We start from the raw sequence: 25,418 nt of genomic DNA, 5'->3' as shown, positions 1-25,418 counted from the left end.
CTGACTTTTGTCAGCTTTTTTGTAATGGCACTTCAAATTCAATAATGGATTCCCCGTTCTCTCCGATTCGTTCTACACTAATTCTATCAATCACACAATTTAACTTCTTATGAAAACTAGGCATATCCTTAACTACTTCAGCAGCTAACTCGGCACTTGTCTTTCTGCCGACTGTTATATGTGGTATGTACGGAATGTCTTCATTCAAAAATTGTAATAAAGGTCCTGTATACAGGATATCATGTAGTTCTTCTATTTGTTCTTTCCCTTTCTTCACTTCCAAAAATAAATAGTTTCCTACACTAGTGGTACGATTTGCAAACTCAATTTCAATTTTGCCTACCTCTTTTGATAAATTCAAAATATGAGATTTTAATTCATCATTTGAAATATTACTCTTAAATGGAAATACGATCGTTATATGCGGTGGAATTAATCCAAATAAAGGATCATGTTTTTGTCTAATGTTCTCTATTTCATTGATGGGTATGTTATTTAGAAAAAGTAAAATCGTACGCATTTATATCCACCCTACTTCCCCTCAATTTTTTTATATTTATAATATTGTATGTCAGCTTGCACTTCAACAAATGATTTCAATTACATATAAAAAGAAAAAAACTTCTCGAAAGAGACGTTTTTTCTTACATAGCATGAGTATTATTTTCCCGCCAAACTTTCCTGAACTTAATATAACACGCAATTCTCCACGGAATGATATATGATACAGCAACAACGTAAAATAATAAACCGATCGTTTGTTGATCTAAATCAACAATATATTGTCTTGAACCGTATCTTAAAATAATAAGTGCAATAAAAGTAATTAAAAAAGCTGCACTTTTTTTCGTATAAATATTCCCATCATCTCTTCGCTCATAATTTGTTAGAACGATAAGTGGTACAGCGAAAAGAACCCCAATTAATGCTGCTAATATTACTTGTAAGATAGCTGGATGTACGGGACCAAAAAACCATACAATACCTGGAGTTAAAAATAGTAATGGCCACAAAATACGTTTTCCTGTGCCTTTTATTGGCTTATACATAGAGCGATAACGACGCCAAAATATTAGTAGTGCAATACATAAAAAGACAGTTATTAGTGAAGAAGTGTCTCCCATATACTTTCCTTCTCTCTAAAATAATAATCTATCAATATTTCAAACTGTTTGTTCAAATGAAACTTTACGAATAAATATGCTACTAGTTATGATATAAAGAATAGTTAATCCGATTGAAATAACAGTAAAATAAGGAATGTCTATTAAAGATGCATCGTTTGTAAATATTAAACCTGTTATCCCGGCTTCTCCATAAAGTACACTATTCATTGATAAGAAAAGCGTCCCACCAATCATAAGACCGATCCACTTAAATCTTTGCTTAAACACGACTACTAGTTGAAAGAAACATGCTGTCGTAACATAAAATAAAAGTTGTAAAATAAACTGTTGTATCGATTGCTCCCAAAAGTTAACATGTACTACATTATATTTTAAATCTTGTAAAAGCAATACTTGAAGAAATGAAAACAATGCGGATTGCATTACAATGTAACAAATGGCTCCGAAAAAATATTGTATTCTCGTTACACCAAATGAAACAGCTAAACGAAATAAATCATCTTGAATAATGAAAACACTCCCTACGATAAACACCATAATCGCTATTGAAGGATTAGCGATAAATTCAGGAATATAGCCAATTTCTATTTCATATAAATGAGCTGCATTCATAGTTCCTTTAATGAGTAAAGCTACCATCCAAAATATTAATATTGCTTTATAGTGAAATTTTATATGTAACTTTAACTGCTTCATTAATATCGTCATATCAATTCACCGCCAGTTATGTGTATAAATAGTTTTTGTAATGTTATTCCATCAACTACTAATCCTAATTTTTCAATAGAGTCATAATCTTCATTAGACAATTCTTCCCATATGACAGTAATGCCCTTATTTCCATAAACTTCTCGTTCTAACGCTTTTTTATTGATTGAGAACTCGTCCACTTTATCTTTTTGCCCTGAAATAATATGACCTTGTTGTAATAAATCTTCCACCGAGGATTGAACAACTAATCTTCCTTCTTTGATGATTATCACATCTTCAATAACATGAGTTACTTCTTCTACTAAATGTGTTGACAATATAATTGTTCGTGGATGCTCACCGTAATCTTCTAGTAGTAGACAATAAAATAATTCACGGTGTGCTGCGTCTAAACCTGTAGTTGGTTCATCAAAAATAGTAATTGGTGCTCTACTTGCTAGCCCTTGAATAATTCCTACGACTGTTTGCATACCATGGGATAGTTTATGGTATTTCTCTGTCATATTCAGCTGAAATTTATTTGCCAGTTCTTCAGCATAAGCTCCATCCCAATTTTTATAAAACATGCTACACATCTTAAAAATTTCTTTTACTTTATAACTTAAATGAGCTTCTTCTTTTACTCTAACAAAACAAATACTTTGCATTGCTTTACTATTTTCAAATACACTTTCACCAAATACAGATACACTTCCACTACTCGAAATAATTTGTCCTGCCAGTAAGTTTAATAAAGTCGTTTTCCCTGCTCCGTTCCTTCCAAGCAAACCATATATTTTATGCTCTTCCAAAGAAATCGTTACATCATTTACAGCTATTTTCTTTTTATATTTTTTCGTTAACTCTAACGTTTCAAGTGCAATCATCCCTCTTTCTCCTCCTTCGTGACTTTTTGAATCATATCCATCAATTCATCTTTTGATATTTCTAGCACTTTCGCTTCTTCCCACACTTTAGGTAAATATTCGGTCATAAAAGTGTTTTGTCTTTTTTTTAGTACAACTTCTTTCGCTCCCTTTGCAACAAACATCCCGATCCCTCTCTTTTTATATAAAATCCCTTCATCCACTAATACATTTACCCCTTTAGCTGCAGTAGCTGGATTTATTTGTAACATCTTCGCAAATTGATTTGTTGATGGAACTTGTTCTTCTTCAAGCAATATGTCTTTTAAAATATCAGATTCAATGGTTTCTGCAATTTGTATGTATATTAATTTGTTTTGCTCCAGAGTAGGTTTCACAATTTCACCACCTTAGGTTCATAGGTTCATTACTTATGTAATTAACCATATCACATAGAACTTTAGTTTTCCATAAATTTCTTATACAAAAAAAGGTAATCATTCGTTTAAAAATGATTACCTTAAAAAAACTTGTAGTTTCAACATCAGATATTTCTTTTATTCTTTCTCCTTTAGAACAAGTAGTCATAAATAAAAAAATTGTTAGCATAACAACCACATTACGATGCATATATTTCATTTAGCATCCCCCATTTTTATCGCTATTTCGTTAAATACAAAACTTCTCGTCAAATCCCTTTAAAACATACGCATTTTAATCAAAATTAAAAATTTTCAATTTTTATGTTTACAATTATCCATTAATTGTATATACTTACTAACGTAAGAAAAATATTCTAAAAGGAGGTCGAAGAAAATGATGAAATTACAATTACATGCATTAACTTTAGCGTTGACTGCACCTGTGTTTTCTGGACAATTAAATATGAATTCGACCACCCTAACGGAGAATTGAAAATCGTACTTTATCTCAATTAATTCATAAATTCGCCACAGGAGGTCGTATACTTTCCTGTGGCTTTTTCACGCCTGGCCATAGGAGAACTATATCTTCCTGTGGCTTTTTTGTGCGATTTTTTAGTCTCTTACATTATTTTTTAAAGAAAGGAGCAACATTCGATGACTATTAGCGTATTGTTTTTAAGTATTACGATTCAAAGAAATACAATTTCCAAAGCTGAAATTTTTCATAATGAGCAGATTGAAAATGCTATGAATGATGTTAAGGAGCGCCAAGTGCTGTATTGTGATCACCTGTAATTCCTTTTCGAAAGGAGGAATTCATTTATGACTTTTCATATTTTCTTTTTTACGACTGCACTTCAGAAAAAAACATTATCTGAAGATGAAATCATTCGTAACCAACAATTAAAACACACTATGGATAAAATAACGGACATTAAAAGTTCATACTATACACAAATGTGTTAAAAATATATTTTAAAGGGGCAATAACCTAATGAAATTTAAAGCATTCTTTTTAACTATTACTATTCAAAAACGTAAGCTTTCACAGAAAGAGATTATACATGAACAACACGTTCAAAATACTATGGACGAAGTTAAAGTGGTTCAATCATCCCTTTACAACCGTCTTTTCTAAATAAATCCTAAAGGGGCAACATTCTAATGAAATTTAAAGCATTCTTTTTAACTATTACTATTCAAAAACGTAAACTTTCACAAAATGAGGTTTTACATGAACAACACGTTCAAAATACTATGGACGAAGTTAAAGAACTTCAATCTTCTTTTTACAATCGTCTTTTCTAAATCACTTATAAAGGAGCAAAAATCCAATGAAATTTAAAGTGTTCTTTTTAACCATTACCATTCAAAAAAACAAATTGTCTAAGGCTGACATGCTTCATGAACGACAAATTAATCAGGCTATGGATAATGTAAAAGAAAGACAAAGCCATTACTGTAGTCATCTGTAATTCCGATTTGAAAGGAGGAATTCACATATGAAGTTTCACCTTTTCTTTTTAACTATTACGATTCAAAAAGAAACGATATCTCAAAATGAATTAAAACGAGAGCAACAATATAAACAAATTATTGATGAAATTCGTGATCGTAGAAGTAAGTACTACACTCACCTTTAATCGTTTAAATATATAAATTGAAAGGAGTCGATTGTGATGTCGATAGCACGGTGTAAAGAAATGATTTGGATAGTTCAGAGAGATTCCACATAGCTTTATAAAGCATATGTCACACGAGTTTCCTGCTACATTTGATATATAAAAAATATATAATAACATCTCATTCATACACTTTTAAATATTTTTAAACAAAAAGATACACCACTTAAAAAATGGTGTATCTTTCTCAACATATACTATTTTCGATTACTTCGTTTCGTCTTGAACAATCTCACTAAGTTCGAAACAACCGTTTTTGTTACTGCGTAAACTGGCACTGCTAAAATCATTCCGATAATTCCTGCGAAGTTACCTACCCCTAAAATTAATATAATAATTGTTAACGGGTGGATATTTAATTTTGAACTCATTATACGTGGTGAAATAATGTTACTTTCAAACTGCTGTACAATTGTTACGATAATTATTACGTACAACGCTTGCATTGGAGATACGAACAAACCTACAATTACAGCTGGTGCTGCACCGATGAATGGGCCTAAGTTCGGAATAATATTTGTAAATGCTGCAATAATCCCTAAAACGAAAGCGTACGGTAAACCGATAATTAAATAACCGATAAAAGTAAAAGCACCTACAAATATACAAACGAGCGATTGCCCTTGAATATACGCAGATAATGTTTCATTCGTTTCCTTTATAATACGAAGTCCTTCTTCTCTGTAAGACTCAGGTAATAGACTAACTGCTTTCCCTGGAAAGGCGTGTCCATCTTTAAACATATAAAATAATATGAAAGGTACTGTAAATATAACTAACGCAACATTCGTGATGATTCCAAAGACAGCCGTTGCACTCGACGTAATTGTGTTCGGTATTTCCTTTAAAGATTCAATCGCATTTTTTTCAATTGTTTCAATGGAAACGTAGTTTTGTGTAGATATCCATTCAAAAAATCTATGATGGGATAACTCTTGTATGTATATTTTCCCCTCTTTTATGTACATTGGCATATTTTTTACTAAATCCATTAACTGTTGTGAGATGGTTGGAACAACTACTCCAATAGCAACCCCAGCTAATGTGATTATAAAAAGATATAGTAGTAAAATCGCTAAATTTCTAGGAACTTTTTTATTCTCCAAAAAGACTAACAAAGGATTAAATACAAAGTATAAAAATAACGCTATTAAAATTGGGAAAAATAATGTTGATATGAAGATACCGATCGGTTGAAATAGAAACGATATTTTTGTGCAAATAAATATGATTCCTACAACCATCAGCACTTCTAATGTCCAAAAGTGCACTTTCGATTTCAAAAAAACGTCCTCCTTTAAACTAGCACTTCTTTATATTGTACCAAAATAAACATGAATTTCACATAATATTTTCCTTTACAATATTCCAAAATGCCAATAAATACACTACAATGAGATTACATACAAATTTGCAGGTAAAGGTGATAAATATGACACAATGCATCATTTGCAGAAAAGATACGAAAGAACTTAGTGAACAATATGTCATTCCAGAAATATTATGTGGATATTATTTCACAAACTCAATTTGTGATACTTGTCATGAACAAATGACAACAAATATTGATCGCCCTTTAATTAGGCATAAATTAAGTCAATATAAGATTGAGCAAATGAAAAAACAAATCGACTCCCCTCTCTATACGAATGAACACGGCGAGGAACTTGCGGCGGCTGAGACAGATGTTGTTGAAGTAAGTGATGAAATACTTTATTCTAATGCATTAATTATGAAACTATGTAAAAAGCACGATATTTCACTACATAATGAAATTTGGAAAGAAGAACGTGTAACGAAAGTAGCTAGCTCTATTCAACGTGAATTACTTTTAGATAACCGCAAATACAAAATGAGTGTATTAAAAATGGCCTATACTTTTGGTGTACAAACAGTTGATGGTTACTTTGAAGATCCCGATGCAATTGATATCTCTAACATTCTATCAAATGCCGATTTTATGGAATTAAAAGAAAAGAGCATTGTTCGTGACTTAAGTAAAAGTTCACTATGGAATACATTAAATACAAATAGTGAAAACCATTATTTTATTTTATTAAGCGATAAAGACGGCCTATTTTGTTTCATTCGTCTATTTGATATCTTTGACGTTGTCGTTCATTTATCAGAAAAACGATATGAACTTCCATCACCAATTGTCGGTGTAAATAACGTAAATAGGCAGGAATTTTATGTCCAAAGTTTAAAACAGTATATGGATGAGCTATTTAAAGAAAAAACTCCTTCTATATAACCGAAATCAGAACATACGGTCTCCTTTCTTGATGAAAAGACACTATGTTATAATGATTATGAAAAGAACAATACAATCACATAATCTAATTATAAATTGTATATAAATAAAAAAGACTAGTGTGCGGCTACACACTAGTCCACGTAACTTAGCAGATTGGATTGTTCATTTATCCTATTTGTTTCTTACAAACAAAACAACCCACATTCTATAGGCATAGGTGGGTTGTTATTTTTTGAGCTTGTCAATTAAGACGACAATAAACGTTAACAATGCAACGAGAAACAGTCCACCTTGCAGTAACAACGTAATTTCACTCATGTATTATCACCCCCCTCCTAATTTGGAGAAGTGATAATTGAACAACCAACCGTACCATAAGTTACCTCTTAATTTTACCATATTTATTAATTGTTTACGACGAAAACCCGCAAGCTTAATAACTTGCGAGTTTTTTATTTCTCACTATTTTTTTAATGCATATGCATCAGCTATCATTTCACCAACGATTTTATTTTCTTGTTTCTTCTCGTCTTTCAATAATGGAAATAATAATTCCGCTACTTCATATGCTTCTTCTAAATGCGGATATCCTGATAAAACAAATGTATCAATTCCTAACGCCTCATATTCTTTTATCCTTTTCGCTACTGTATACGGATCTCCTACAAGCGCAGTGCCTGCCCCACCTCTTACAAGACCAATACCAGCCCATAAGTTAGGACTTATCTCTAATGACTCCCTCGTGCCCTTATTTAAATGGGTCATCCGTTTTTGACCAACTGAATCATATCTTGCAAATGTCTTTTGAGCAAGTTCAATTGTTTCGTTATCTACATATTGAATTAACCTCTCAGCCTCTTCCCATGCTTCCTCTTCTGTTTCTCTTACGATTACGTGTAACCTAATGCCGAATCGTACTGTACGCCCCTTCTCTTCTGCCAGTTTTCTTACTTCTTCTATTTTCTCTTTTACTTGCTTTGGTGGCTCGCCCCACGTTAAATATACATCACTATGTTCTGCTGCAACTTCCTTTCCAGCAGATGATGATCCACCGAAATATATAGGAGGATACGGTGTTTGAACTGGCGGGAACACAACTTTACTATCTGTAACTTTAATATGTTTTCCATCTAAAGATATCGTTTCACCTTGCAATGTCGATTTCCATACTTTTAAAAATTCATCCGCTGCTTCATATCTTTCATCATGCTCAAGATATAATCCATCACCTCGCAATTCAACCGGATCTCCTCCAGCTACTACATTAATTAGAAGTCTGCCGTCTGAAATTCTATCAAATGTAGAAGCCATTCTCGCTGCAACTGTTGGTGACATAAGTCCTGGTCTAACCGCTACTAAAAATTTTAACTTCGCTGTTTCAGCAGCAAGAGCTGATGCTAACACCCAAGGGTCTTCACATCCTTGACCAGTTGGAAGTAACACACCTGTATATCCTAAATAATCGGCTGCCTGTGCAACTTGTTTATAATAACCATACTCAGCTGCTCTTCCTCGTTTAGTCGTTCCTAAATATCGACCATCTCCATACGCCGGAATAAACCATAATAATTCCATACCTTTACACACCCCTTAATTGTTTTGAAACGTCAACTAATACACTCTATATAAATTACCCCTAATAATTTATATATTAATTCCCTATTTCCCCTTTAAAATTATCTCGCCATCTTAAAAACTTCACTTCTAGTAAACGTACGAGGGAATCAGAAAACTTCCCAACGAATGCAAAAATAATAATTCCAACAAATACGATATCTGTATTTGAAAATTGCCTTGCATCCATAATCATATAACCAATACCTTCTGTAGATCCCATAAGTTCTGCTACTACTAAACTGACCCATGCAACGCCTAAAGACAAACGTGCTCCAAGTAATAAATTCGGTAATGCTGCAGGCAAAATTAATTTCGTAATTAATTTTCGTTTATTAAACTCTAACACTCTCGCAACATCATATAACTTTGAATCTACACCTCTAATACCTAAAAATGCATTTACGTATAAAGGGAAGAATGCCCCGTCTGCAATTAATAACACTTTCGATGTTTCGCCAAATCCGAACCATAATACGAAAAGCGGTGCAACAGCTAAATGAGGTACAGTTCTTAACATCTGTACTGAGGGATCTAAATATTGCTCACTTCTCGTTGAAAATCCAACAATCGTTCCTAAAATAATTCCTAAGCTCCCGCCAATAAAGAAACCAGCCGCAGCCCTGAATACACTAATACTTAAATGACCGAATAACTCTCCTGTTTTTATAAGTTCTTGAAAAGCTAGAAATATATCCAACGGCGTTGGTAATACTGTTTTAGAAACTAGATCGAATACGCCGGCTAACTGCCAAATTATTAATACGATAATTGGTATAGTGATCGCTCTTACTAACACTTTTACATTTGTTTTTCGCACTTTTTTCACATTACTTTTGCCAATCGTTATACTCGCCCTTTTCACAACAGCCTTCGTATTTTCCAATTTACAAAACCTCTTTTCACTTCGCCTTTAACGCTTTTTCTACGAAAGAATTATCTACAACATTATCTGTTTTAATTTCTTTCTTGATAGAACCAAGCTTATATTGAAAATCTGCTGTCTTTTGCTGTTCCGCTATTATTTCCTTCGTAACTGGAACTAAAATAGGTTTGTCGTGATTAAACACTTCTTTTACAATCTCTGCATCTATTTTCTTTGCAGAAGTATATATTTTTATCGCTTCATCTAAGTTTTCATCTTGCCATACGCGTGCTTTTTCATAAACTTTGAGAAATTTCTCAACTAATTCCGGATGCTCTTTCGCAAATTTTGTTCTCGCAATTAAAAATTCCGGGGAAGAAACATTTAATAGTTCACCATCTGCAATCACTTTCGCTCCTTTATTTACCGTATGTAACGATATAAAAGGATCCCAAATTGCCCATGCATCTACTGATCCTGATTCGAATGCAGGCTGCGCTTCATCTGGTTGTAACTGGATGACATTTACATCTTTTGCATCGATACCCTCTTTATCTAGCGCGCGATATAATAAATTAAATGCGCTACTTCCTTTTGCTACCGCTATTTTTTTACCTTTCAAATCTTTTACACTCGTAATCTTGCTATCTTTTGGAACGAGAATTCCTGTTCCTTTTCTCGCGTAACTTGTATTGGCAATTTCGGTAAATCCAATACCTGCTGCTTGCGCTGAAATGACTGGAGAATTTCCAACTTCACCAAAATCTAATCGGTTTGATGCGATAGCCTCAAAATAAGGAGGGCCGCTTTGGAATTCTGTCCACTTCACTTTAACGCCTTCTTTTTTAAACTCTTCTTCAAACCATCCTTTTTTCTGCGCGAGTAATAGTGGACTTAATCCTTGCTGTATACCAATTTGTACTGTTACATCTTCCTTCTTACTACTTGCTGTGCTTTTTTCGCATCCGAATAAAAATAAAGATATAGCTAAAGCAAAAGAAAGACCTTTGAATTTTTTATACATATATAATCACTCTTTCCCTATATACTTGTTTGAATCAATCCCCCATGCTCAAACTGCTGTAATACCTTCTTACGAATCTCTTGGAATGACTCTGAAGTTTTACTACGCGGATAAGGTAAATTATTTTCAATCACTTTATGTATTTTTCCAGGCTTTGCACTCATAATGACAATTCGGCTCGAAAGATATATGGCTTCGTCTATATCATGTGTAACGAATATCATTGTCGTCTTCTTTTGTTCCCAAATGTTGAGCAGTACTTCTTGCAAATGACTCCGGGTAAACGCATCAAGTGCCCCAAATGGTTCATCAAGCAATAATACATTCGGATCCCTTAACAACGCTCTTGCAATCGCAACACGCTGTGACATCCCGCCTGATATTTCTTTCGGATATGATTTTTCAAAACCGTCTAACCGAACAATTTCAACCCATTCCTTTACCTTATCCTTCACATACTTATCTTTTAATGACAAATCAGCTGCAATATTCTCTTCGACTGTTAACCATGGAAACAGACGGTGTTCTTGAAATATAAACCCTTGCTTCTTACTCGGTTTTGTTATGTGCTCCCCATCAATAATGACTTCACCTTCAAAATCGCTGTCTAAACCCGCAATAATTTTTAATAGTGTACTTTTTCCGCAACCACTCGGACCGATTACTGTAATAAAATCCCCTTTTTCTAATTGGAAATTAATATCTTCTAATACTTGAACAGTACCAGTTTGTTTCGAAAAACATTTTGATACCCCATCAATTGAAACAGTCACTTTTCCCCCTCCTTGAAATGATTCATCTAAATGAACAGATTCAGTATTTATGCAATAAAAAAACCAAAGGCATTTTATCTATTGATAAAATGCCTTTGGTTTCTCCAATCAGCAATACGTTATGGAATTAAGTACATATTATACAAATATTTCCGATAAGTCAACTAGGTTTTATTAAAACATACATATGATTTGTTTGAACATCTTGACTATTGTTTATTTGAAAACTATTTTTTACGGTCCTTAATCCACTGTAGCCAATAAGAAAACTCACATGCCAAATGCATTTGATGCGATTTAATAAGGCTATTAGGACAAAGTGCTGGAAACTCTACAACTAGACTTACTTCTATTCCAGTATCTGTATCTTTGAATTGATGTCGAACTCCACCAATAGTAGTACCGTCTTTCATACGTGCTACACCTGTTGATTGGTATTGATAAGACTTATCTCTAGGCGTCTTCAATCCCGTTTCGTCACCATAAACAATAAAAAATTGAACCGGAAACGGAGAATTACCAGTAGTTTCGATAACCTCTAATTCATTTTCCCCAAAGGGTCTTAGTACATAGTGATCAGGACAAGCTGATAAATTCACTTGATCATTTTCACGTGATTGTTCAAGCATAAAACTATCAATTCCATTTATCGCTTCTTCTGCTGTAATCCCGTCTAAATATATACTTGTTTTTGAAAACTTTCGTCTATCGCCAGATAAAACAGTACAAATACGCATACCCATTTCACTTAATTTAAGTTTAGATTTTAACTTAGCATACATTTTATTGTATGAATAATTTAACTTTAGTTCCGTTAGTTTTTTGATCATAACGTCTGTATCATTTAACTCTGTTTCTTTATGTCCTAATGTATTTAAAACTTTTTTAATACGCTCTCTTTTCCACTTTGTAAGTTGTTCATTCGAAATATTATTTCCAGTGATAATAATTTTCATATACATTCTCCTTCGCTTTGATCGTATCGTAGTGTATTTAATACTAAATTAATCATTTCTTGCTTTGTATCTAGATTCAAATTCACCTCTGAATGAGCAATACTGCTAAGACCGTATAAAATAAATCCTGATGCTAATAATGAGTTATCAGTATTAAAAACCCCAGTTTTCACCCCTTCTTCGATTACGTGTCGAATTAATGGCTGCATCCGCGTAAATAATTTCTGTTCCAGTTGAAAATGTTGTTCCGTCTGAAACGAACTCACATTTTTATAAGGTGCTAATTTTTCGATAAATGTCCAAAATATATTTAGAGAAGCTTTCATCTTTTGCATGACAGACCGTTCATTCGAAATAAGTATTTCTTCAATTAACTCCATATTTTTCACAATAAAATCATTTAATACTTCATCAACAAAATTCTCTTTAGACTTGAAATAATAATAAAATAAGCCCGTTGCTACACCAGCATGATTCACAACATCTTTTATGCCAAATCCTTTCATACCATTTTTCATATATAGTTCAAAGCCAATATCCATTAACTCTTGCCTTCTTATATCTGGTTCTTTTGATATTCTTTTCATAGGTCATCTCCTAGTATGTTTTTTTCACGACTGAATCTGATTCAATCATAATTGACTGAACTTAATTCAGTCAATCTTTTTTAATAAAGTGAAACTTTAATCAGTGGGGGTTTTCTTCATCCCCCACTGATTATTAGTTGAACCAATCGGACTTTTATGGGCAGTTGATCCCCACCTAACTTCTTTGCTTTCGCTGAATTTTGAGGTGGGGGTCTTATTGCCCATTAAAGCGGGATAAAAATGTAAAATCAGTTTCAAAACTAAGCATACATATTCGTAAATGTATTGTAATTTCTTCACTTACTAAATCCCTATAAAAAAGAGTAACCCCAAGAAATATGCTTCTAACTTTAGATTTATCCAAAAAGTTAGTTCATATAACTTAAGACTACTCAATTTCATTAAATACATATTTTCTTTTCAAATCGATTACACTTTATTTTGGCCGCACCATTTCTGTCTCTTCAATCATTTGAGGAAGCGATTTTTGAATTATTTCCTTTAATACATAAAGAGCTTCAGCCACATAACCACCCTCAAAATTCTCTAAAGGCTCCGGTAATTCATCTTCATCTAAAATAAAGTATTCTCCGCTTGGAAATACCAAAATATCAATAATTAAGTCTTCAAATGACACTAGTTCGTCTCTTATTTGCGTATTTTTTACAACATTAAAATAAGAGCCTAAATACATTCCATTCTTATCTCTCCATATGTATAAATTGTACGGACGATTTTCCCAATAGTATGCAATGGTGTAACTTCCTTTCGGTATTGTTAAACTCGAATCATGTGTAGTCATCGTAAATGAATATTGCACCTCATGAAATAAAATGATGCTCTGCGATTTCTTTTCAAGTATTAAGCAATTGTGATCTACTATTGTCGAGTCATACCGAATTTTTCTTTCTATAATTTCACTTTTTGCTGTTTGTAATTTATTCATTATTTTGTTTCCCCTTATGCTAATTCTAGTCTTAATTATATCGATTTATATAGTGATAAAGAAGTCTTTATATTATGTCGTCTACAATTACACAATAAAACTCCCTCTTATTTAGAAGGAGTTTTTCACTATCCACCATTCATATGTTTTAACCTTTCAGTAACCGCATCATAAAATTTCCGTTCTTCATCAACATTTAAGTGAACACGACTTACTGTTTTAGAAAATCCATATAATAATTGTGCTTTCACTGGCTCTTTTAGTGTTATTTCAAAAGTAGCAGGTTCTTTTATGAACTCCATAACAGTTGCATCCAATACCTCTTTTTCTTCTTTTGCTTTTAAGGACTCTCCTTTGTAGAACGCAATATCATCAATTTGTGTAAATGGCAATTCAACTTTCTTTCCTAATCCAATTTGAATGATTATTAGTTCTTCTGTTACAACAATTGGATTTTTACGCATCGCTTGTATTTCAGCTATAAAATAAATCATTGCATATATGTTTAATATGAGTAAAATCCAAGCTACCACTGGACTCCATTGATGAAGCAGATAATGAAAACCGATACTTTCAATTGCTGTTGCATGGATAATCATAATATAAACACCTATAGCACCAGTCTTTTTATGATATGAGTACGCAGATTCATCTTCTGGTACTTTTACACGCCACGATAAAAATGCATAATAGATTAACTTACACTCTGTTACAATGACATCTACTAATTTTCCCCTTTTCATAGTAGCGTCAAACGCTGCTTCAATCGCATAAGAAAATGAAAAATACTCTCTTTTATATTCTTTATATCTTTTTACTATGTTAGGGAACATTCTAACAATTTTATACAGAAGGAATAATTCTAAGCATACAAATACAATTTCTCCCGCAACAATAATATAAGAAACGTATGAAAAATCTTGTAAATAGTCACTTGGAATAATAAACCTGGCAAATATATAACCAGCTATTACAACAGGGCATATATACGTTAATGAATATCTCTTTCGAATAATTAAGAAATACGTGATGACTGGAATTACAAACATACAATCTAATAATGAACCAAGCACTACTTCTTTCGGTGCGGCTGGTACTATTGGAAGGGCATACAATAAATAGTTTGATAACATAATGAAAGATACGAGCCCCATCCAAATTCCTTTTCGCTTTCGCGATATGGATACGTTCATACGGTCACTCCTCTATTTAAAAACCTCATTTAAACGGTCTTTATAAAATGAAATGGCACGTTCAAATTCTTTTACCTCTTCTACTTTTATGACAGTTTCTAGTAATAACTTCATTGCGGATTCGTGATCGTTTACGTTATATTTGGCTAATGATAAAAACACTTTCATTGGATCGTTCTCTGGAAATTTCTTAACCCCAGCTTCTAATACTGTAATTGCCTTTTCGTATTCACCTATACAACGATATGTACTGCCAAGACCAATATAAGCACCGCAAAGTGATTCTCCTTCAAGGCCGTTTGCAATTGCCTGCTCATAATACGGCACAGCATCTATTTCAAGACCCATTACATCATGTATCCAAGCACATTGATAAAGCACTTCTGCATCCCTTGTAAAATGTGTTAATCCTATAAGTATCTCTCTGGACTGCGCATATTTCTTTTCGTCCCGAAGTTTAATAGCTTGCTTTAATAAATGTTCCATAGAACCCACTCCTCACCAATTATTCTCTGTATAGATCTTGATTGGTTTACGCTTCACATTCGATTAAAGTCTCGCTCATTTATATACTATGCAGATTCATTCTTATCTAAAAATTAAATTTTACAAAGCAGTAATACGACTACATAATATCTCTAAGCTTTTGACAATTTCTTTCGCTGTTTCATCTTTCCCATTACATAACTTACCGTTACCATCTTGACCAATTATATAGTGCACAGCCCCGCGCGAATATAAAGAATGTGGTGAATTTGCAATCATTACATTCGCCTTTGCTTCTTTCATTCTATTTTTCGCTCTTTCAAACAGTTCTTCCTCATTTAGATCACTTTCAAGTTTAAAACCAACGAGTACTGTTTCTGGATCCCACTCTTTAATTTGTTTTAATACTTTCGGCGCCTTTTTAAAATGTATAATCGGCGCTATATCACTTGAAATTTTCCCATTCATACCAAGAACATTCCCATCTTGATCGCAAATCTTGTCCACAACCCAATCTGATCCAGCCGCTGCCATAATGACCGCATCGACTTTTTCATGCGTAATGATACTTTTCATTTTATCTTGTAAATCAACTATTCCTTCAAATGGGTGTAATTCTAATCCTCTATGTACATCGCTTGGTTTCTCAGCAAAATAACCGTGTAAGTATATAACATGTGCCCCTTTTACTATAAGTTCTTCCGCGATTATTCTTCCGATTGTTCCTTTTGCCATATTTGTATGTCCGCGTACTTGGTCCCATTTTTCTAAACAACCACCGCTCGTAATTAATACTTTTTTCCCCTTCATTGTAACCATCCCTTACTGATTTTTCTTACGAAACCACTCTGTTCCAAAGTCAACTATATCACGTTGCTTCATAATACGACACGTTGCGTTGCCTATTTTTCCATTTGTTACAGTTCCTTTTTGCTCAAACTGTACACCAATTTCTACAAACGTATCAGAATCGTAATTCATATCAACAAACTCTTTCCATAACCTTTCACCGTTTTCTAAAATTGGTGCTCCTACTTGTATTAACTCACGTGCACCAGAACGTACTTCAGATATATGTACAGACGTATTAGAATCATAGCCAACACCAATTAATAATATGTGTCCATCTAAATCGTATATTTTTCTTAATGGGGATTCTTCTCCAAAGCTCATTGATAGCGAATGATCCCTTACTATTTCCTCTGCATGTTTTCCCCATGCAGCAAAACTTCCTAATGGATGATTACTGCGCACTACATTCGGATATGTACGGAAACATTCAACTATTTCCCCCATGCCCCTTGTTGGTGTTATACGTGGATCAAATGCTGGGACGTTATCACGGATAATCTGCCACCACTCTTCAGGTACAGGTGGTCTTGACCAATGTTTCGGATCGGATAAATCTGACGATTGCGTAGGCATAATAAGCGTTCCTTCTTTTGTAACAACCTTCATTAACGCTTCTACTACCGCAACCGCGCCACCAGATATCCATCCAATCGAACTTAATGAAGAATGAACGATAATTGTCATTCCTTTTTTGACTCCTAATGCCTTTAAATCTTTTGTAATAGATTCAATTGTATTTGGAAATTGTGTATTCGCTACTATTTCATTTATTTTCATAACGGTTCCCCCACTAGCTATATATTAAAATTTAAACTTATACATAAATATATTATCATATTTTTCTCAATTTTTAACTTAATCATTTTTCATATCTATAAAAATGGTAATATTATCACGTGAGATATAGTTTAATTGTGTTTACAATATTAAAAGAAGGTGAACAAATGAATAAATTTTTATTCTCTATTCTACTATTTGGGCTCATTTCCTTAAGTGCATGTGTTTCGATTCAAGATGACTATGAAAGTTATTGGGTATTAGAAAAATCAAGATATAATGAAGGTGGATATGGCCCATCAAATTTATATGAAAAAGCACAAGAAGACCCAACTATGGTTCATTACTCGAATGGTAGTATTAGCGAAGGACAAAGAATGGTTTATTTAGCATTTGGAAAAGAATATAAAAACGATAAAATTACAGTACAAGAAATAAAAGACGAAAAAGGCACATCTGTTATCGTATTACATATTGAAAAAGGTAAAGGAAAAGATGAAAATCCTGTACTGTATATTGGTGTACCAAAACTTAGAAACTCTATTAAAATTGTAGATGGCGACGGAAAGAAGATCTTTGAAATGAAGAAAGATGAAGGTTTTACATCACAACAATAAAAAAGCTTTTTTATACATAAACAAAGAGCTCATCACAAATGATGAGCTCTTTGTTTACTTTATCCTTCGATTGTAAGCCCCGTAAACATTGATAAGTTTCCCGTTATTTTCTCACCTACACGTAAAAATAACCCCGCAGCTCTCCCGCTAATACAGTGTGAACCAATTAATAGTTTACCAGTGTATGGGCCATCCCAAGTATCAATGGTGTAGTCAGGCATTTCTATGTATTGCTGGTATATTTTCCGTTGTTCAAAATAATACTCCGTTTTATCTTCAGCTAATAGTTCCTCATTATCGTATATAGATACTCCGCCACCTTCCCGTCCGTATAAAGGTTTGGAAACATACGATTCATTTCTTTCTAAAAATGGTTTATTTGTAAAATATGTTGGTAGAAAGTAGTTCTTAATAATTTCTCGCTCTTCTTTCTCAAAGAAAACTTCCTCTTCGAAAAATTGCCAAATTAATGCAAGTACACTTTTATTTTGCATAAGAAAAGCAGCCGGTGGATTAATAATTGTGACTCTTCCTTGCGCTATATGATCTAAAAACTGAAGTCCAATTCTTTTTCCATTTTTATCGACATCTGAAACTAAATATTCAATGGGATACAGTCTATATAAATATTGGATTTTTTCTCCGCTCGGCGTATATATACCATCATCTGCAACGACGATATCTTGAATTCCCACATATTCCGTAGGGTGATTTAAGCAATAACTTCTTAAAAATTGAACTGTTTGACGGTCTTCATCGTGCCAATCGTAACTAGTAAAATATATCGTCTCTGCAGGCCCTATATTATAGTCATGCTTAATTTGTTCCCACGCCTGTACAATATGCTCTTCAATATGATTGGGATGATTCACATCATGATAACGGCATAACACTTCATTTGCGACAGACGGCTCTAAGTACCCTGTTGGTGTGTCACAATTTACTTCTATTAATTTAACATCATCACCATTTACGATAAAATCAAACCTTGTAAAATATGAAAACAACCCAGTATGTTTCATTCTCGCAATTTCCCACGTTTCGGGCGGAAATCCAAGTTTTTGAAAATCTTCTGTCGTATTTACAATAAATTGATACGTTCTATATAACACATACATAATTTCTTCTGTCGCTTTTGAAATAGCAATATATGTGTTTACCGGCATACGATACATTCCTGTTGCCATATATTGATTCCATTCTTCCTTCTCCAGAAGACTCGGCCAAGTAAAGCCATGTCGACCAGCCTCTTCTGCGAGTGAAAACCATACTTTCATATACTCTTTCTGTTCTTGTTCTGTATACATGACTCCATTATCCTTTCATTTTAGGATCCGGCTGGCGCTTTTGCATTCCCAATTCCACTTGAACCAGAATTTACTTTTGGCGTTTGTGTCGTAGATGATTTTGACGTACTTGTATCTGGCGTCACTTTATTTGTTGTATTTGGTGGTTGCTTATTCAAATCAACTTTATTCGAAGAATTATTGTTACTGTTAGTGCCGCCATAATAGCCTCCTCCACCACTGCCACCAGTTCTCCTCTCATCTTTTTCACGATAAGGAATAACATTGTTTGTATACGGCTTCTTCATTACATTTGGCTTTGCTGTATAGTTCATATTTGAAGTTCTGCTTGCTAATAAATATCCTGCTACGAATGGAAGTATCGGTAAATGTGAGCTTTCATGATACGATGAAAATGAAGGGTTATTTTCCTTGCATAACTCATCTTTCTCTACATTTTCCATTGTTGGAGATTTATCGTCACAATTTAATGTTCCTTGTTCATTCCCTTGCTTCGCATCATCTGTTTTTACAGCCGTACTTTCTTTCTGTGCAGTTTCTTCTTCATAATCACCACAACCCGTTAATAAAAAAGATGACACACCGATTGAAGCAGCGACTTTCATAAATTTACTTTTATCCATTCTCATGTGTTATACACCTAATTTCTTTTATCTATAATTTTCCAGTTACCTTTATTATATAATGTAAATCGCATTTTTTTCAAACTATACACAATATGTACATTTGCATATTTTTATGTTTTTATTCTCTAAATGAAAACGAAATATTATTATAGCCTGATTACCTATCTATAGACTTAAATACAGTAAAAGACGACCTAGTACTCGGGTCGTCTTTTATTTTTATATACTAAACGTCTCAATAAAATCTCTAATGGTCCATTAAGATTATTTTTTTCCATTATTGTAGCTAATATGACAGACAGTACCCAAATACTAATAGCTATCAATGCAGCAAGAGTGTTACTTACATACCCTCCTAAATCAAATGCTACTGGTGATAAAAATATAACAAGTAGTGCCTCATTCAAAACAAAAAATGTTAATGAGCGCTTTCCTAAAGCAATTAATGAAAGGCTACAGTACCCTAGATTTTTCAATCTACTTCCTATTATCCCGAAACCCGTTGCATATGCTAACCCTCCAGCAATTCCAGTTAAAATATGGATTCCATTTATCATTCCAGCTGTAAATACACTGGGGTACCATACAGTCCCTATAAAAGATAGAGGCAAAGCACCTATTAAGGAAATTGCTAATCCTATACTTGTTATAGAATATAATTTTTTTAAATGTTTCTCTGGTTTTATTAATAACTGATATCTAGCAATCCACACGCCAAGAATTACAGAAGGAAGAATTGGAAACATAAAGTGAATGAGAACAGGTATAACTGGAAAGAAAAGTAATCTTAACATTGTAGTACTAAAATACGTATCTTTTGCTGAAACATCTGGTGAAAAACCATAATCGCCTATTGATTGCATATTAAATCCCCATATTATTGGAATAAAAATGATATACAATATAGCGATAATTATAAACGTTCGAATTAATATTTTCATTTTACTCTTTAATAGTGGACTAACAAGAATCCCCGCTAAACCATAAGCCATAAGAATATCTTGCCCTCCAATTATGACCGCTAACACAATCCCAAACAGTATTAAATACCAAGAGCGTCTTCTCACTATTTTTACAGCATGATTTTCATTTTTCCCTTTGGATATTTGTCCTTCAAGTGCTAGAGCCAAACCGTAGCCTAATAATACGGCAAACATTGCTCTTGCACGGTTATCAATTATGAATATACCAAAAAGATTTACAATTTGATCAAAAAAACTACCGCTTTCCACCCTGTGCATAATTCCAGGATCTGCAGCATACAAGTAAAGCGGTGCATGAGCAAGTACGATTAACAGTAGCATAGTACCCCTTGCTAAATCCAATGAGACTGCACGCTTTTTTTCAATTGTTCCATCATTTATCGATCTACTCATATTTTACTTCCTTTCTTAACATCAAATAAGCATTCCAAGCGTGCTTAAATTTTTGTCAAAAACTAATAAATATCTTCTATTAAAATTAGAACAGTTAAATAAAAAACGACCTATCTCTTCAATTCCTATTCCGGATATTATATTCTAAGATTATTTCAATATGTTTTATTTTTAAAGCACAAATGAAATCTTTCTATCCCCGGATATTTTTCTCCTAAACTTTTAACCTGAAAACCAATTTTCTTATAAAATTCTACGGCCTCTTTATCTGTCTCTGCTTCTACATAAGTCAATTGATGCATGACTATTATTTTCCTTATCATTCGCAACGCAATTCCCTTATGACGATATTGTGGAGCAACTGCTATGTGGCATATTCTCGCTTTATTTGCTCCGATTATTTCAATACCTATACAAGCCTTTTCTTCATATTTATATAATCTACCTTTATCGCTTTGATAAAATACTACTGCTTTCTTTAAGCTTGTTTCACTTGGACCGACTGCATACTGTAGTATATTTAAAAATGGTTCGCTTTCAATCTGTTTGATTCGCTGCAAATTCATATTTCCATCCCTTTCTATGAAAAAAGACTAGCTCTTTATAAAAAGAGCTAATCTCATTACGCTGTTATCTTTTCTTCTTTTTTTACAACTACAGCCACATAACTATGTAGTATCATGCCGACAATTACGAGACTCATACCAATCCAAGATAAAGATGATGGAATTGGAGCAGATAGCAAGATGAGCTCTCCTACTAGCGCAAATAAAACTTCACCAGACTGCGTCGCTTCCACTGTTGCTAGTTTTTGCGGATTATCTTTCACAAGATCTGTCGCAAAGAAAAATAGTACTGTCGCGATTAAACCTGAACTAACCGCTACAATAAAACATTGGAACACTTGGCTACTTGATGGTAATCCACCTGTTGATACTTCGTAACCAGATAGAATAAACCAAAATGGTAAACTTGCTAATGTCATACCGAGAACTCGCTGGAATACATCTAACTCCCCTTTACAAACTTGCATCATTTTTCGATTTCCAAGAGGATACGCAAACGCTGCAATAAGTACAGGAACGACACATAAAATGGTTTCACGAATGCCTAATGAAGAAGCATGTTCTACTTGCATAAGCACAACACCACATAAAATAATGCCTGACATTACTAATTCCTTCATTGGAAGTTTTTTATGTAATGGGTCTACCGCAAAAAAGGGTGTTAATAAAATACCAGCGACGATCGTTATTTGCCATGTTGATGCAACAAGCCAACCAGGGCCGAATGCACCAGCAAAACTAAGCGGTGCATAAAAGAGGCCAAATCCAATAATACTCCATACTAACCATTCTTTCGGATTGTTTCTCATATATTGCAAGAGTTGCTTTAAGTTCCCCCTATACATGACAATAAGTAACAGCATTGGAACCATAAAATAATACCGTAATGACGCACTCCAAATCCAGCTTCCGCCCTCTAAGTCCATTGCCCGGTTTAACACGAAGGTAAAGGCAAAGAAAAATGATGCCAAAATTCCTACTGCAATAGCTTTCATTATAAAACCCCTTGTTTAGTTTCTTCTTAATACTATACAAAAAAATGAATATAATTAAAATTCACATTTTTAAAATTGGATGTAATATAATAAACTTCTCCTCTTAAAGAAACAGTACCATATATTGATCGTCACTATAAACACCATTTATCTTTAAAGCATTTTTTTCTATACCGTACGTTTTAAATTCCATTGATTCATATAATCGTTTGGCTGGTTCGTTCGTTGATACCACGCCTAAATTCAATTGCTCTAACTTCATTTCTCTTGCCCTTTCAATAGCTTTACGTATTAAATCACGCGCAAGACCACTTCTTCGATTATCAGTATCTACATACATCGCAACGATATGTCCTTTATGCTTATATGCTTCCTTTTCTTCTGTTAATAACGTAACAACTCCAACTAAACGATTTTCATTATTAAAAGCGCCAAATGTAAAACTACTGTTAGATGAAAGATTACTAGCAACACGTTCCAGAGGGTTTTCTTGACGCACTGCTTCTTCATAAGTCGTTACAAATGCTTCTGGATTTACTTGCAGTGCTTGTAAACGTAACTCCCAATATTGTTTTGCATCCACTTTTGTAAGTAATCGAATCATTTTATCTTCCCCTTTTTAATTTACATAATATTTTTATAGGCTATTAACTTTTGGTTCATACTCTTCTTTTAATATACTGTAACGATAGCGATGAATGAACTTCCCCTGGCGCAATCGATCATTTCTCATTAACCCTTCGCATACAAATCCAGCATTTTCATAACTCTTTCTAGCTTGTGTATTGTCCTCATCTACACGTAACCAAATTTTCTCCAATTCGAACTGAGAGAATCCTATTAGTAACATGCTGTTTAGAGCTGCCATCCCAAATCCTTTTCCCCAATAGTTTTTATCTCCAATCGCAATTCCTAGTTCTGCATTTTTATTTGTTTTATCAAAGTTCTTAAGGTCTACCCATCCAATATGTATGCCGCTCTCAGTAACGATAGCTCTTTGTTCATAACCATTCGCTCGACTTATACAAGCTTCAATCCATTTTTTCGTATCTTCACGCGTGAACGGAGGATACTGATCTGGTACGACTAAATGCTTTGTCACTTCTTTATCTAATGACCATTGATATCGATCTTCTATATCATCTAATGTTAATTCTCTTAATTGAACGAATGGTACATTCATTTTACTATCCCCTTTTTATTTCCCAATAGAAAATCCTTCGAAGACTCTTCCTCCATACTGTTCTAACGTTTTTTCTACAAAAGTAATTAATTTTCTTTTCTCTCCCGTTGTATAAAAATGATCAAAAGACGCTACAAATTGGTCTGCGTATTGTTCATCATATCTTCTTAGTACCCTTATAAACCATTTTGAATTTCCGAGCCACATACCATTTACTCTTAATACATATTCATGTACAAGATCCGCTAATAAATTAGCGATAAATAATTCTTCTTCTCTTTTTGTTGCACCTATAAAATCATCTAAAGCATCTGTAATAAAATAACGTTTTTGCCTCATCGTTTCCTCGGTCCATTTAGCAGGTCCTTTATTTAGTAAATCATTCGCTTCTCTTTTTAATTTCTCAACAATTTCATTTTCCCCTTTTAATGAAATTCCCTCTGAAACTAATTGTGGTAACGAAGGTCTCCCTCGATCACAATCCATTTTAAAAAAGATTTTATACGTTTCAAAATTATGTACAAATACTTCAACAGGCCAACCATTACTATAGAAGGATTCTCTATAACAAGATGACAAACTATCGTCTATTATTACAATATCAAGGTCAGATGTTTTAGTCGCTTCTCCTCGCGCAACACTCCCTCCGAGTAAAGCTACATCACAATTCGGGAATTGTGATGTAATTATGCTTTGTGCCGCTTCAATTGGTTTCATAGCCTTTCCCCTTTTCTCATTTCACTTTCTTTTTTTCAGCTCTTTCTCTCGCCTTTTTTATATAAGGTTCTGCGTCGGGTGTTTTACATGACGTTGCGCCGTGATCAACCTGTACTTTTCCAATTTCACGTGCAAGTTCAATCGCTTGTCGCTCTAAGTCTTCATTGCGAATTCCTATCGCGATTAAAGCACTATTCATCGCTTCTTTTTTTCGATTTTTTTCATTATGTATATGCGTTTTAATTTCTTCTAAATATGGTAAGAAGAAACCATCATGTAACGTTTTATTTTTAATCGCTATATTTGCTAATAAGGACCAGCCTGCTCTTCCGATCCATTCATCATCAGATTTTGTCCATTCTTCCATTCTTTCTATTGCAATTGGCGATGTACATATAGCCGTCATCAAAACGTCCATTAAACAATAATAATCGACTTCTCCAACCCATTCATTTAGCTGCTCTGTCGTAAGCTTCTTCGGATCTAAAACCATCGTCGCCAAAGTCATAGCGTCCATATTTTTTGTTTCCCATAATGAAATTGCTAAATCATGATCTTTTTTTATCTTCTTTTTTAACAATTTTAAATTCGCAAAGCTAACTCCAAATAAAGGCTCTTTCGCCCCATGGTTTTTATACGTCTTACGCGTTTGCTCTGTCCCACATTCTTCTAGTTGTTGCATTACTTCTTCAAGTAACATATGTCCACCTCATTTTTGTTTTATGTTGACTTCATATATGTATGTACGATATATTCTACATTATTTTTTGATTTTCCTATATTTATTTTTAAATTACGGTATGTGAAATTTTATAAATGTCCCCCAAAAAATTTTTCATCTTTTTGCCCCTAACCATCTCACTCCTAAGCGATACCATATCATTTGTCCCAATCTATATCGTTGGACCTAT

Annotated in this window: 35 protein-coding genes and 1 pseudogene; 8 read left to right on the top strand and 28 right to left on the bottom strand. The window is 33.5% G+C overall.

The features are described from left to right. Positions 1–10: 10 nt before the first annotated feature. The 6 genes and pseudogenes from BAQ48_RS16315 to BAQ48_RS16290 all read right to left on the bottom strand — a co-directional run. Positions 11–520: a 2'-5' RNA ligase family protein gene (locus tag BAQ48_RS16315; RefSeq protein WP_071711914.1), complete on the bottom strand. Its 510-nt coding sequence runs from the start codon at positions 518–520 to the stop codon at positions 11–13. Positions 521–644: 124 nt separating this feature from the next. Beyond that, on the bottom strand, positions 645–1,124 hold the full coding sequence (locus BAQ48_RS16310) for a CcdC family protein (protein ID WP_071711913.1): 480 nt from the start codon (positions 1,122–1,124) through the stop codon (positions 645–647). A gap of 39 nt (positions 1,125–1,163) precedes the next feature. Next, positions 1,164–1,835 (bottom strand): DUF4052 family protein, encoded by a 672-nt coding sequence (locus tag BAQ48_RS16305; protein WP_071711912.1) that lies wholly within the window; start codon positions 1,833–1,835, stop codon positions 1,164–1,166. Next, positions 1,832–2,704 carry an ATP-binding cassette domain-containing protein gene (locus BAQ48_RS16300; protein ID WP_071711911.1) on the bottom strand — a complete coding sequence of 291 codons (873 nt, stop codon included), beginning with the start codon at positions 2,702–2,704 and terminating at the stop codon, positions 1,832–1,834. The genes BAQ48_RS16305 and BAQ48_RS16300 overlap by 4 nt, the downstream gene beginning before the upstream one ends. Next, positions 2,701–3,081, bottom strand: coding sequence for a GntR family transcriptional regulator (locus BAQ48_RS16295; protein WP_071711910.1), 381 nt, complete (start codon positions 3,079–3,081; stop codon positions 2,701–2,703). The genes BAQ48_RS16300 and BAQ48_RS16295 overlap by 4 nt, the downstream gene beginning before the upstream one ends. Positions 3,082–3,202: 121 nt before the next feature. Then, a pseudogene (locus BAQ48_RS16290) lies at positions 3,203–3,322 on the bottom strand (DUF4825 domain-containing protein); the annotation flags it as partial. Between the two features lie 440 nt (positions 3,323–3,762). Between BAQ48_RS16290 and BAQ48_RS16285 the strand changes: the two are divergent. From BAQ48_RS16285 to BAQ48_RS16260, 6 genes are read left to right on the top strand one after another with little or no spacing between them, the layout of a single operon-like run. Beyond that, on the top strand, positions 3,763–3,903 hold the full coding sequence (locus BAQ48_RS16285; protein WP_071711909.1) for a YrzI family small protein: 141 nt from the start codon (positions 3,763–3,765) through the stop codon (positions 3,901–3,903). Between the two features lie 27 nt (positions 3,904–3,930). After that, a complete protein-coding gene (locus tag BAQ48_RS16280) occupies positions 3,931–4,074 on the top strand; it encodes a YrzI family small protein (RefSeq protein ID WP_000142706.1) in 144 nt (47 codons plus the stop codon). A gap of 28 nt (positions 4,075–4,102) precedes the next feature. Beyond that, positions 4,103–4,246 (top strand): YrzI family small protein, encoded by a 144-nt coding sequence (locus BAQ48_RS16275; protein WP_071711908.1) that lies wholly within the window; start codon positions 4,103–4,105, stop codon positions 4,244–4,246. Positions 4,247–4,272: 26 nt separating this feature from the next. Continuing rightward, complete coding sequence (locus BAQ48_RS16270; RefSeq protein ID WP_071711907.1) at positions 4,273–4,416, top strand: YrzI family small protein; 144 nt, start codon at positions 4,273–4,275, stop codon at positions 4,414–4,416. A 26-nt stretch (positions 4,417–4,442) separates the two neighbouring features. Next, positions 4,443–4,583 carry a YrzI family small protein gene (locus BAQ48_RS16265; RefSeq protein ID WP_071711906.1) on the top strand — a complete coding sequence of 47 codons (141 nt, stop codon included), beginning with the start codon at positions 4,443–4,445 and terminating at the stop codon, positions 4,581–4,583. A gap of 27 nt (positions 4,584–4,610) precedes the next feature. Beyond that, entirely contained in the window at positions 4,611–4,751 is a 141-nt protein-coding gene (locus tag BAQ48_RS16260; RefSeq protein ID WP_071711905.1) for a YrzI family small protein, read from the top strand. A 236-nt stretch (positions 4,752–4,987) separates the two neighbouring features. On the opposite strand, the gene BAQ48_RS16255 is transcribed toward BAQ48_RS16260, so the two are convergent. Further along, positions 4,988–6,073 carry an AI-2E family transporter gene (locus tag BAQ48_RS16255; RefSeq protein WP_071711904.1) on the bottom strand — a complete coding sequence of 362 codons (1,086 nt, stop codon included), beginning with the start codon at positions 6,071–6,073 and terminating at the stop codon, positions 4,988–4,990. A 149-nt stretch (positions 6,074–6,222) separates the two neighbouring features. Between BAQ48_RS16255 and BAQ48_RS16250 the strand changes: the two genes are divergently transcribed. Then, complete coding sequence (locus BAQ48_RS16250; protein ID WP_071711903.1) at positions 6,223–7,044, top strand: HNH endonuclease; 822 nt, start codon at positions 6,223–6,225, stop codon at positions 7,042–7,044. A gap of 228 nt (positions 7,045–7,272) precedes the next feature. Here the strand turns inward: BAQ48_RS16250 and BAQ48_RS28285 are convergent, their stop codons facing one another. The 12 genes from BAQ48_RS28285 to BAQ48_RS16195 all read right to left on the bottom strand — a co-directional run bounded on the left by BAQ48_RS28285 (position 7,273) and on the right by BAQ48_RS16195 (position 17,114). Then, complete coding sequence (locus BAQ48_RS28285) at positions 7,273–7,365, bottom strand: putative holin-like toxin (RefSeq protein ID WP_001290205.1); 93 nt, start codon at positions 7,363–7,365, stop codon at positions 7,273–7,275. 144 nt (positions 7,366–7,509) lie between these two features. Next, a complete protein-coding gene (gene ssuD / locus BAQ48_RS16245) occupies positions 7,510–8,622 on the bottom strand; it encodes an FMNH2-dependent alkanesulfonate monooxygenase (RefSeq protein ID WP_071711902.1) in 1,113 nt (370 codons plus the stop codon). 76 nt (positions 8,623–8,698) lie between these two features. After that, positions 8,699–9,547 (bottom strand): ABC transporter permease, encoded by an 849-nt coding sequence (locus BAQ48_RS16240; RefSeq protein WP_071711901.1) that lies wholly within the window; start codon positions 9,545–9,547, stop codon positions 8,699–8,701. A gap of 16 nt (positions 9,548–9,563) precedes the next feature. Next, positions 9,564–10,550 (bottom strand): aliphatic sulfonate ABC transporter substrate-binding protein, encoded by a 987-nt coding sequence (locus tag BAQ48_RS16235; RefSeq protein ID WP_071711900.1) that lies wholly within the window; start codon positions 10,548–10,550, stop codon positions 9,564–9,566. Between the two features lie 17 nt (positions 10,551–10,567). Next, positions 10,568–11,323: an ABC transporter ATP-binding protein gene (locus tag BAQ48_RS16230; protein ID WP_071711899.1), complete on the bottom strand. Its 756-nt coding sequence runs from the start codon at positions 11,321–11,323 to the stop codon at positions 10,568–10,570. 227 nt (positions 11,324–11,550) lie between these two features. After that, positions 11,551–12,279, bottom strand: a complete 729-nt coding sequence (locus BAQ48_RS16225; RefSeq protein WP_071711898.1) for a hypothetical protein — start codon at positions 12,277–12,279, stop codon at positions 11,551–11,553. Next, a complete protein-coding gene (locus tag BAQ48_RS16220; RefSeq protein WP_071711897.1) occupies positions 12,276–12,866 on the bottom strand; it encodes a TetR/AcrR family transcriptional regulator in 591 nt (196 codons plus the stop codon). The genes BAQ48_RS16225 and BAQ48_RS16220 overlap by 4 nt, the downstream gene beginning before the upstream one ends. Before the next feature lie 436 nt (positions 12,867–13,302). Next, positions 13,303–13,812, bottom strand: a complete 510-nt coding sequence (locus tag BAQ48_RS16215) for a ribonuclease FAU-1 family protein (protein WP_071711896.1) — start codon at positions 13,810–13,812, stop codon at positions 13,303–13,305. Between the two features lie 128 nt (positions 13,813–13,940). Beyond that, positions 13,941–15,005 (bottom strand): hypothetical protein, encoded by a 1,065-nt coding sequence (locus BAQ48_RS16210; RefSeq protein WP_071711895.1) that lies wholly within the window; start codon positions 15,003–15,005, stop codon positions 13,941–13,943. 12 nt (positions 15,006–15,017) lie between these two features. Then, a complete protein-coding gene (locus tag BAQ48_RS16205; RefSeq protein ID WP_071711894.1) occupies positions 15,018–15,491 on the bottom strand; it encodes a tetratricopeptide repeat protein in 474 nt (157 codons plus the stop codon). Between the two features lie 120 nt (positions 15,492–15,611). Then, on the bottom strand, positions 15,612–16,301 hold the full coding sequence (locus BAQ48_RS16200) for a phosphopantothenoylcysteine decarboxylase domain-containing protein (RefSeq protein WP_071711893.1): 690 nt from the start codon (positions 16,299–16,301) through the stop codon (positions 15,612–15,614). 12 nt (positions 16,302–16,313) lie between these two features. Then, positions 16,314–17,114, bottom strand: a complete 801-nt coding sequence (locus BAQ48_RS16195; RefSeq protein WP_131800851.1) for an AAC(3) family N-acetyltransferase — start codon at positions 17,112–17,114, stop codon at positions 16,314–16,316. A gap of 173 nt (positions 17,115–17,287) precedes the next feature. Here BAQ48_RS16195 and BAQ48_RS16190 point away from each other — a divergent pair, with 173 nt between their 5' ends. Further along, positions 17,288–17,737 (top strand): hypothetical protein, encoded by a 450-nt coding sequence (locus BAQ48_RS16190; RefSeq protein ID WP_071711891.1) that lies wholly within the window; start codon positions 17,288–17,290, stop codon positions 17,735–17,737. Positions 17,738–17,796: 59 nt separating this feature from the next. Here BAQ48_RS16190 and BAQ48_RS16185 read toward each other — a convergent pair whose 3' ends face one another. The 9 genes from BAQ48_RS16185 to BAQ48_RS16145 form a co-directional block, all read right to left on the bottom strand. Continuing rightward, positions 17,797–19,044 carry a glutathionylspermidine synthase family protein gene (locus BAQ48_RS16185; protein ID WP_071711890.1) on the bottom strand — a complete coding sequence of 416 codons (1,248 nt, stop codon included), beginning with the start codon at positions 19,042–19,044 and terminating at the stop codon, positions 17,797–17,799. A 20-nt stretch (positions 19,045–19,064) separates the two neighbouring features. Then, on the bottom strand, positions 19,065–19,673 hold the full coding sequence (locus tag BAQ48_RS16180; protein ID WP_071711889.1) for a hypothetical protein: 609 nt from the start codon (positions 19,671–19,673) through the stop codon (positions 19,065–19,067). Between the two features lie 191 nt (positions 19,674–19,864). Further along, entirely contained in the window at positions 19,865–21,046 is a 1,182-nt protein-coding gene (locus tag BAQ48_RS16175) for a DUF418 domain-containing protein (RefSeq protein ID WP_071711888.1), read from the bottom strand. Between the two features lie 155 nt (positions 21,047–21,201). Beyond that, positions 21,202–21,612 carry a GNAT family N-acetyltransferase gene (locus BAQ48_RS16170; RefSeq protein ID WP_071711887.1) on the bottom strand — a complete coding sequence of 137 codons (411 nt, stop codon included), beginning with the start codon at positions 21,610–21,612 and terminating at the stop codon, positions 21,202–21,204. Between the two features lie 56 nt (positions 21,613–21,668). After that, complete coding sequence (locus BAQ48_RS16165) at positions 21,669–22,607, bottom strand: DMT family transporter (RefSeq protein WP_071711886.1); 939 nt, start codon at positions 22,605–22,607, stop codon at positions 21,669–21,671. Positions 22,608–22,710: 103 nt separating this feature from the next. Continuing rightward, positions 22,711–23,211: a GNAT family N-acetyltransferase gene (locus BAQ48_RS16160; RefSeq protein WP_071711885.1), complete on the bottom strand. Its 501-nt coding sequence runs from the start codon at positions 23,209–23,211 to the stop codon at positions 22,711–22,713. 33 nt (positions 23,212–23,244) lie between these two features. Beyond that, positions 23,245–23,790: a GNAT family N-acetyltransferase gene (locus tag BAQ48_RS16155; protein WP_071711884.1), complete on the bottom strand. Its 546-nt coding sequence runs from the start codon at positions 23,788–23,790 to the stop codon at positions 23,245–23,247. Positions 23,791–23,805: 15 nt separating this feature from the next. Continuing rightward, positions 23,806–24,507: a nucleotidyltransferase domain-containing protein gene (locus BAQ48_RS16150; protein WP_071711883.1), complete on the bottom strand. Its 702-nt coding sequence runs from the start codon at positions 24,505–24,507 to the stop codon at positions 23,806–23,808. 16 nt (positions 24,508–24,523) lie between these two features. Further along, on the bottom strand, positions 24,524–25,207 hold the full coding sequence (locus BAQ48_RS16145) for a DNA alkylation repair protein (RefSeq protein ID WP_071711882.1): 684 nt from the start codon (positions 25,205–25,207) through the stop codon (positions 24,524–24,526). Positions 25,208–25,418 lie beyond the last annotated feature (211 nt).

Source organism: Bacillus luti, assembly GCF_001884105.1.
In the GTDB taxonomy this organism is placed as follows: domain Bacteria; phylum Bacillota; class Bacilli; order Bacillales; family Bacillaceae_G; genus Bacillus_A; species Bacillus_A luti.
Note: the sequence above shows the minus strand (reverse complement) of the source record. Positions and strands in the feature narration are given on the sequence as shown.

Excerpts from the sequence above, each read along its gene's own strand:
- BAQ48_RS16315 (WP_071711914.1), bottom strand. The coding sequence starts at position 520 with ATGCGTACGATTTTACTTTTTCTAAATAACATACCCATCAATGAAATA.
- BAQ48_RS16310 (WP_071711913.1), bottom strand. The coding sequence starts at position 1,124 with ATGGGAGACACTTCTTCACTAATAACTGTCTTTTTATGTATTGCACTA.
- BAQ48_RS16305 (WP_071711912.1), bottom strand. The coding sequence starts at position 1,835 with ATGACGATATTAATGAAGCAGTTAAAGTTACATATAAAATTTCACTAT.
- BAQ48_RS16300 (WP_071711911.1), bottom strand. The coding sequence starts at position 2,704 with ATGATTGCACTTGAAACGTTAGAGTTAACGAAAAAATATAAAAAGAAA.
- BAQ48_RS16285 (WP_071711909.1), top strand. The coding sequence starts at position 3,763 with ATGACTATTAGCGTATTGTTTTTAAGTATTACGATTCAAAGAAATACA.
- BAQ48_RS16280 (WP_000142706.1), top strand. The coding sequence starts at position 3,931 with ATGACTTTTCATATTTTCTTTTTTACGACTGCACTTCAGAAAAAAACA.
- BAQ48_RS16275 (WP_071711908.1), top strand. The coding sequence starts at position 4,103 with ATGAAATTTAAAGCATTCTTTTTAACTATTACTATTCAAAAACGTAAG.
- BAQ48_RS16270 (WP_071711907.1), top strand. The coding sequence starts at position 4,273 with ATGAAATTTAAAGCATTCTTTTTAACTATTACTATTCAAAAACGTAAA.
- BAQ48_RS16265 (WP_071711906.1), top strand. The coding sequence starts at position 4,443 with ATGAAATTTAAAGTGTTCTTTTTAACCATTACCATTCAAAAAAACAAA.
- BAQ48_RS16260 (WP_071711905.1), top strand. The coding sequence starts at position 4,611 with ATGAAGTTTCACCTTTTCTTTTTAACTATTACGATTCAAAAAGAAACG.
- BAQ48_RS16250 (WP_071711903.1), top strand. The coding sequence starts at position 6,223 with ATGACACAATGCATCATTTGCAGAAAAGATACGAAAGAACTTAGTGAA.
- BAQ48_RS28285 (WP_001290205.1), bottom strand. The coding sequence starts at position 7,365 with ATGAGTGAAATTACGTTGTTACTGCAAGGTGGACTGTTTCTCGTTGCA.
- ssuD (WP_071711902.1), bottom strand. The coding sequence starts at position 8,622 with ATGGAATTATTATGGTTTATTCCGGCGTATGGAGATGGTCGATATTTA.
- BAQ48_RS16235 (WP_071711900.1), bottom strand. The coding sequence starts at position 10,550 with ATGTATAAAAAATTCAAAGGTCTTTCTTTTGCTTTAGCTATATCTTTA.
- BAQ48_RS16225 (WP_071711898.1), bottom strand. The coding sequence starts at position 12,279 with ATGAAAATTATTATCACTGGAAATAATATTTCGAATGAACAACTTACA.
- BAQ48_RS16220 (WP_071711897.1), bottom strand. The coding sequence starts at position 12,866 with ATGAAAAGAATATCAAAAGAACCAGATATAAGAAGGCAAGAGTTAATG.
- BAQ48_RS16215 (WP_071711896.1), bottom strand. The coding sequence starts at position 13,812 with ATGAATAAATTACAAACAGCAAAAAGTGAAATTATAGAAAGAAAAATT.
- BAQ48_RS16210 (WP_071711895.1), bottom strand. The coding sequence starts at position 15,005 with ATGAACGTATCCATATCGCGAAAGCGAAAAGGAATTTGGATGGGGCTC.
- BAQ48_RS16205 (WP_071711894.1), bottom strand. The coding sequence starts at position 15,491 with ATGGAACATTTATTAAAGCAAGCTATTAAACTTCGGGACGAAAAGAAA.
- BAQ48_RS16200 (WP_071711893.1), bottom strand. The coding sequence starts at position 16,301 with ATGAAGGGGAAAAAAGTATTAATTACGAGCGGTGGTTGTTTAGAAAAA.
- BAQ48_RS16190 (WP_071711891.1), top strand. The coding sequence starts at position 17,288 with ATGAATAAATTTTTATTCTCTATTCTACTATTTGGGCTCATTTCCTTA.
- BAQ48_RS16185 (WP_071711890.1), bottom strand. The coding sequence starts at position 19,044 with ATGTATACAGAACAAGAACAGAAAGAGTATATGAAAGTATGGTTTTCA.
- BAQ48_RS16180 (WP_071711889.1), bottom strand. The coding sequence starts at position 19,673 with ATGAGAATGGATAAAAGTAAATTTATGAAAGTCGCTGCTTCAATCGGT.
- BAQ48_RS16175 (WP_071711888.1), bottom strand. The coding sequence starts at position 21,046 with ATGAGTAGATCGATAAATGATGGAACAATTGAAAAAAAGCGTGCAGTC.
- BAQ48_RS16170 (WP_071711887.1), bottom strand. The coding sequence starts at position 21,612 with ATGAATTTGCAGCGAATCAAACAGATTGAAAGCGAACCATTTTTAAAT.
- BAQ48_RS16165 (WP_071711886.1), bottom strand. The coding sequence starts at position 22,607 with ATGAAAGCTATTGCAGTAGGAATTTTGGCATCATTTTTCTTTGCCTTT.
- BAQ48_RS16160 (WP_071711885.1), bottom strand. The coding sequence starts at position 23,211 with ATGATTCGATTACTTACAAAAGTGGATGCAAAACAATATTGGGAGTTA.
- BAQ48_RS16155 (WP_071711884.1), bottom strand. The coding sequence starts at position 23,790 with ATGAATGTACCATTCGTTCAATTAAGAGAATTAACATTAGATGATATA.
- BAQ48_RS16150 (WP_071711883.1), bottom strand. The coding sequence starts at position 24,507 with ATGAAACCAATTGAAGCGGCACAAAGCATAATTACATCACAATTCCCG.
- BAQ48_RS16145 (WP_071711882.1), bottom strand. The coding sequence starts at position 25,207 with ATGTTACTTGAAGAAGTAATGCAACAACTAGAAGAATGTGGGACAGAG.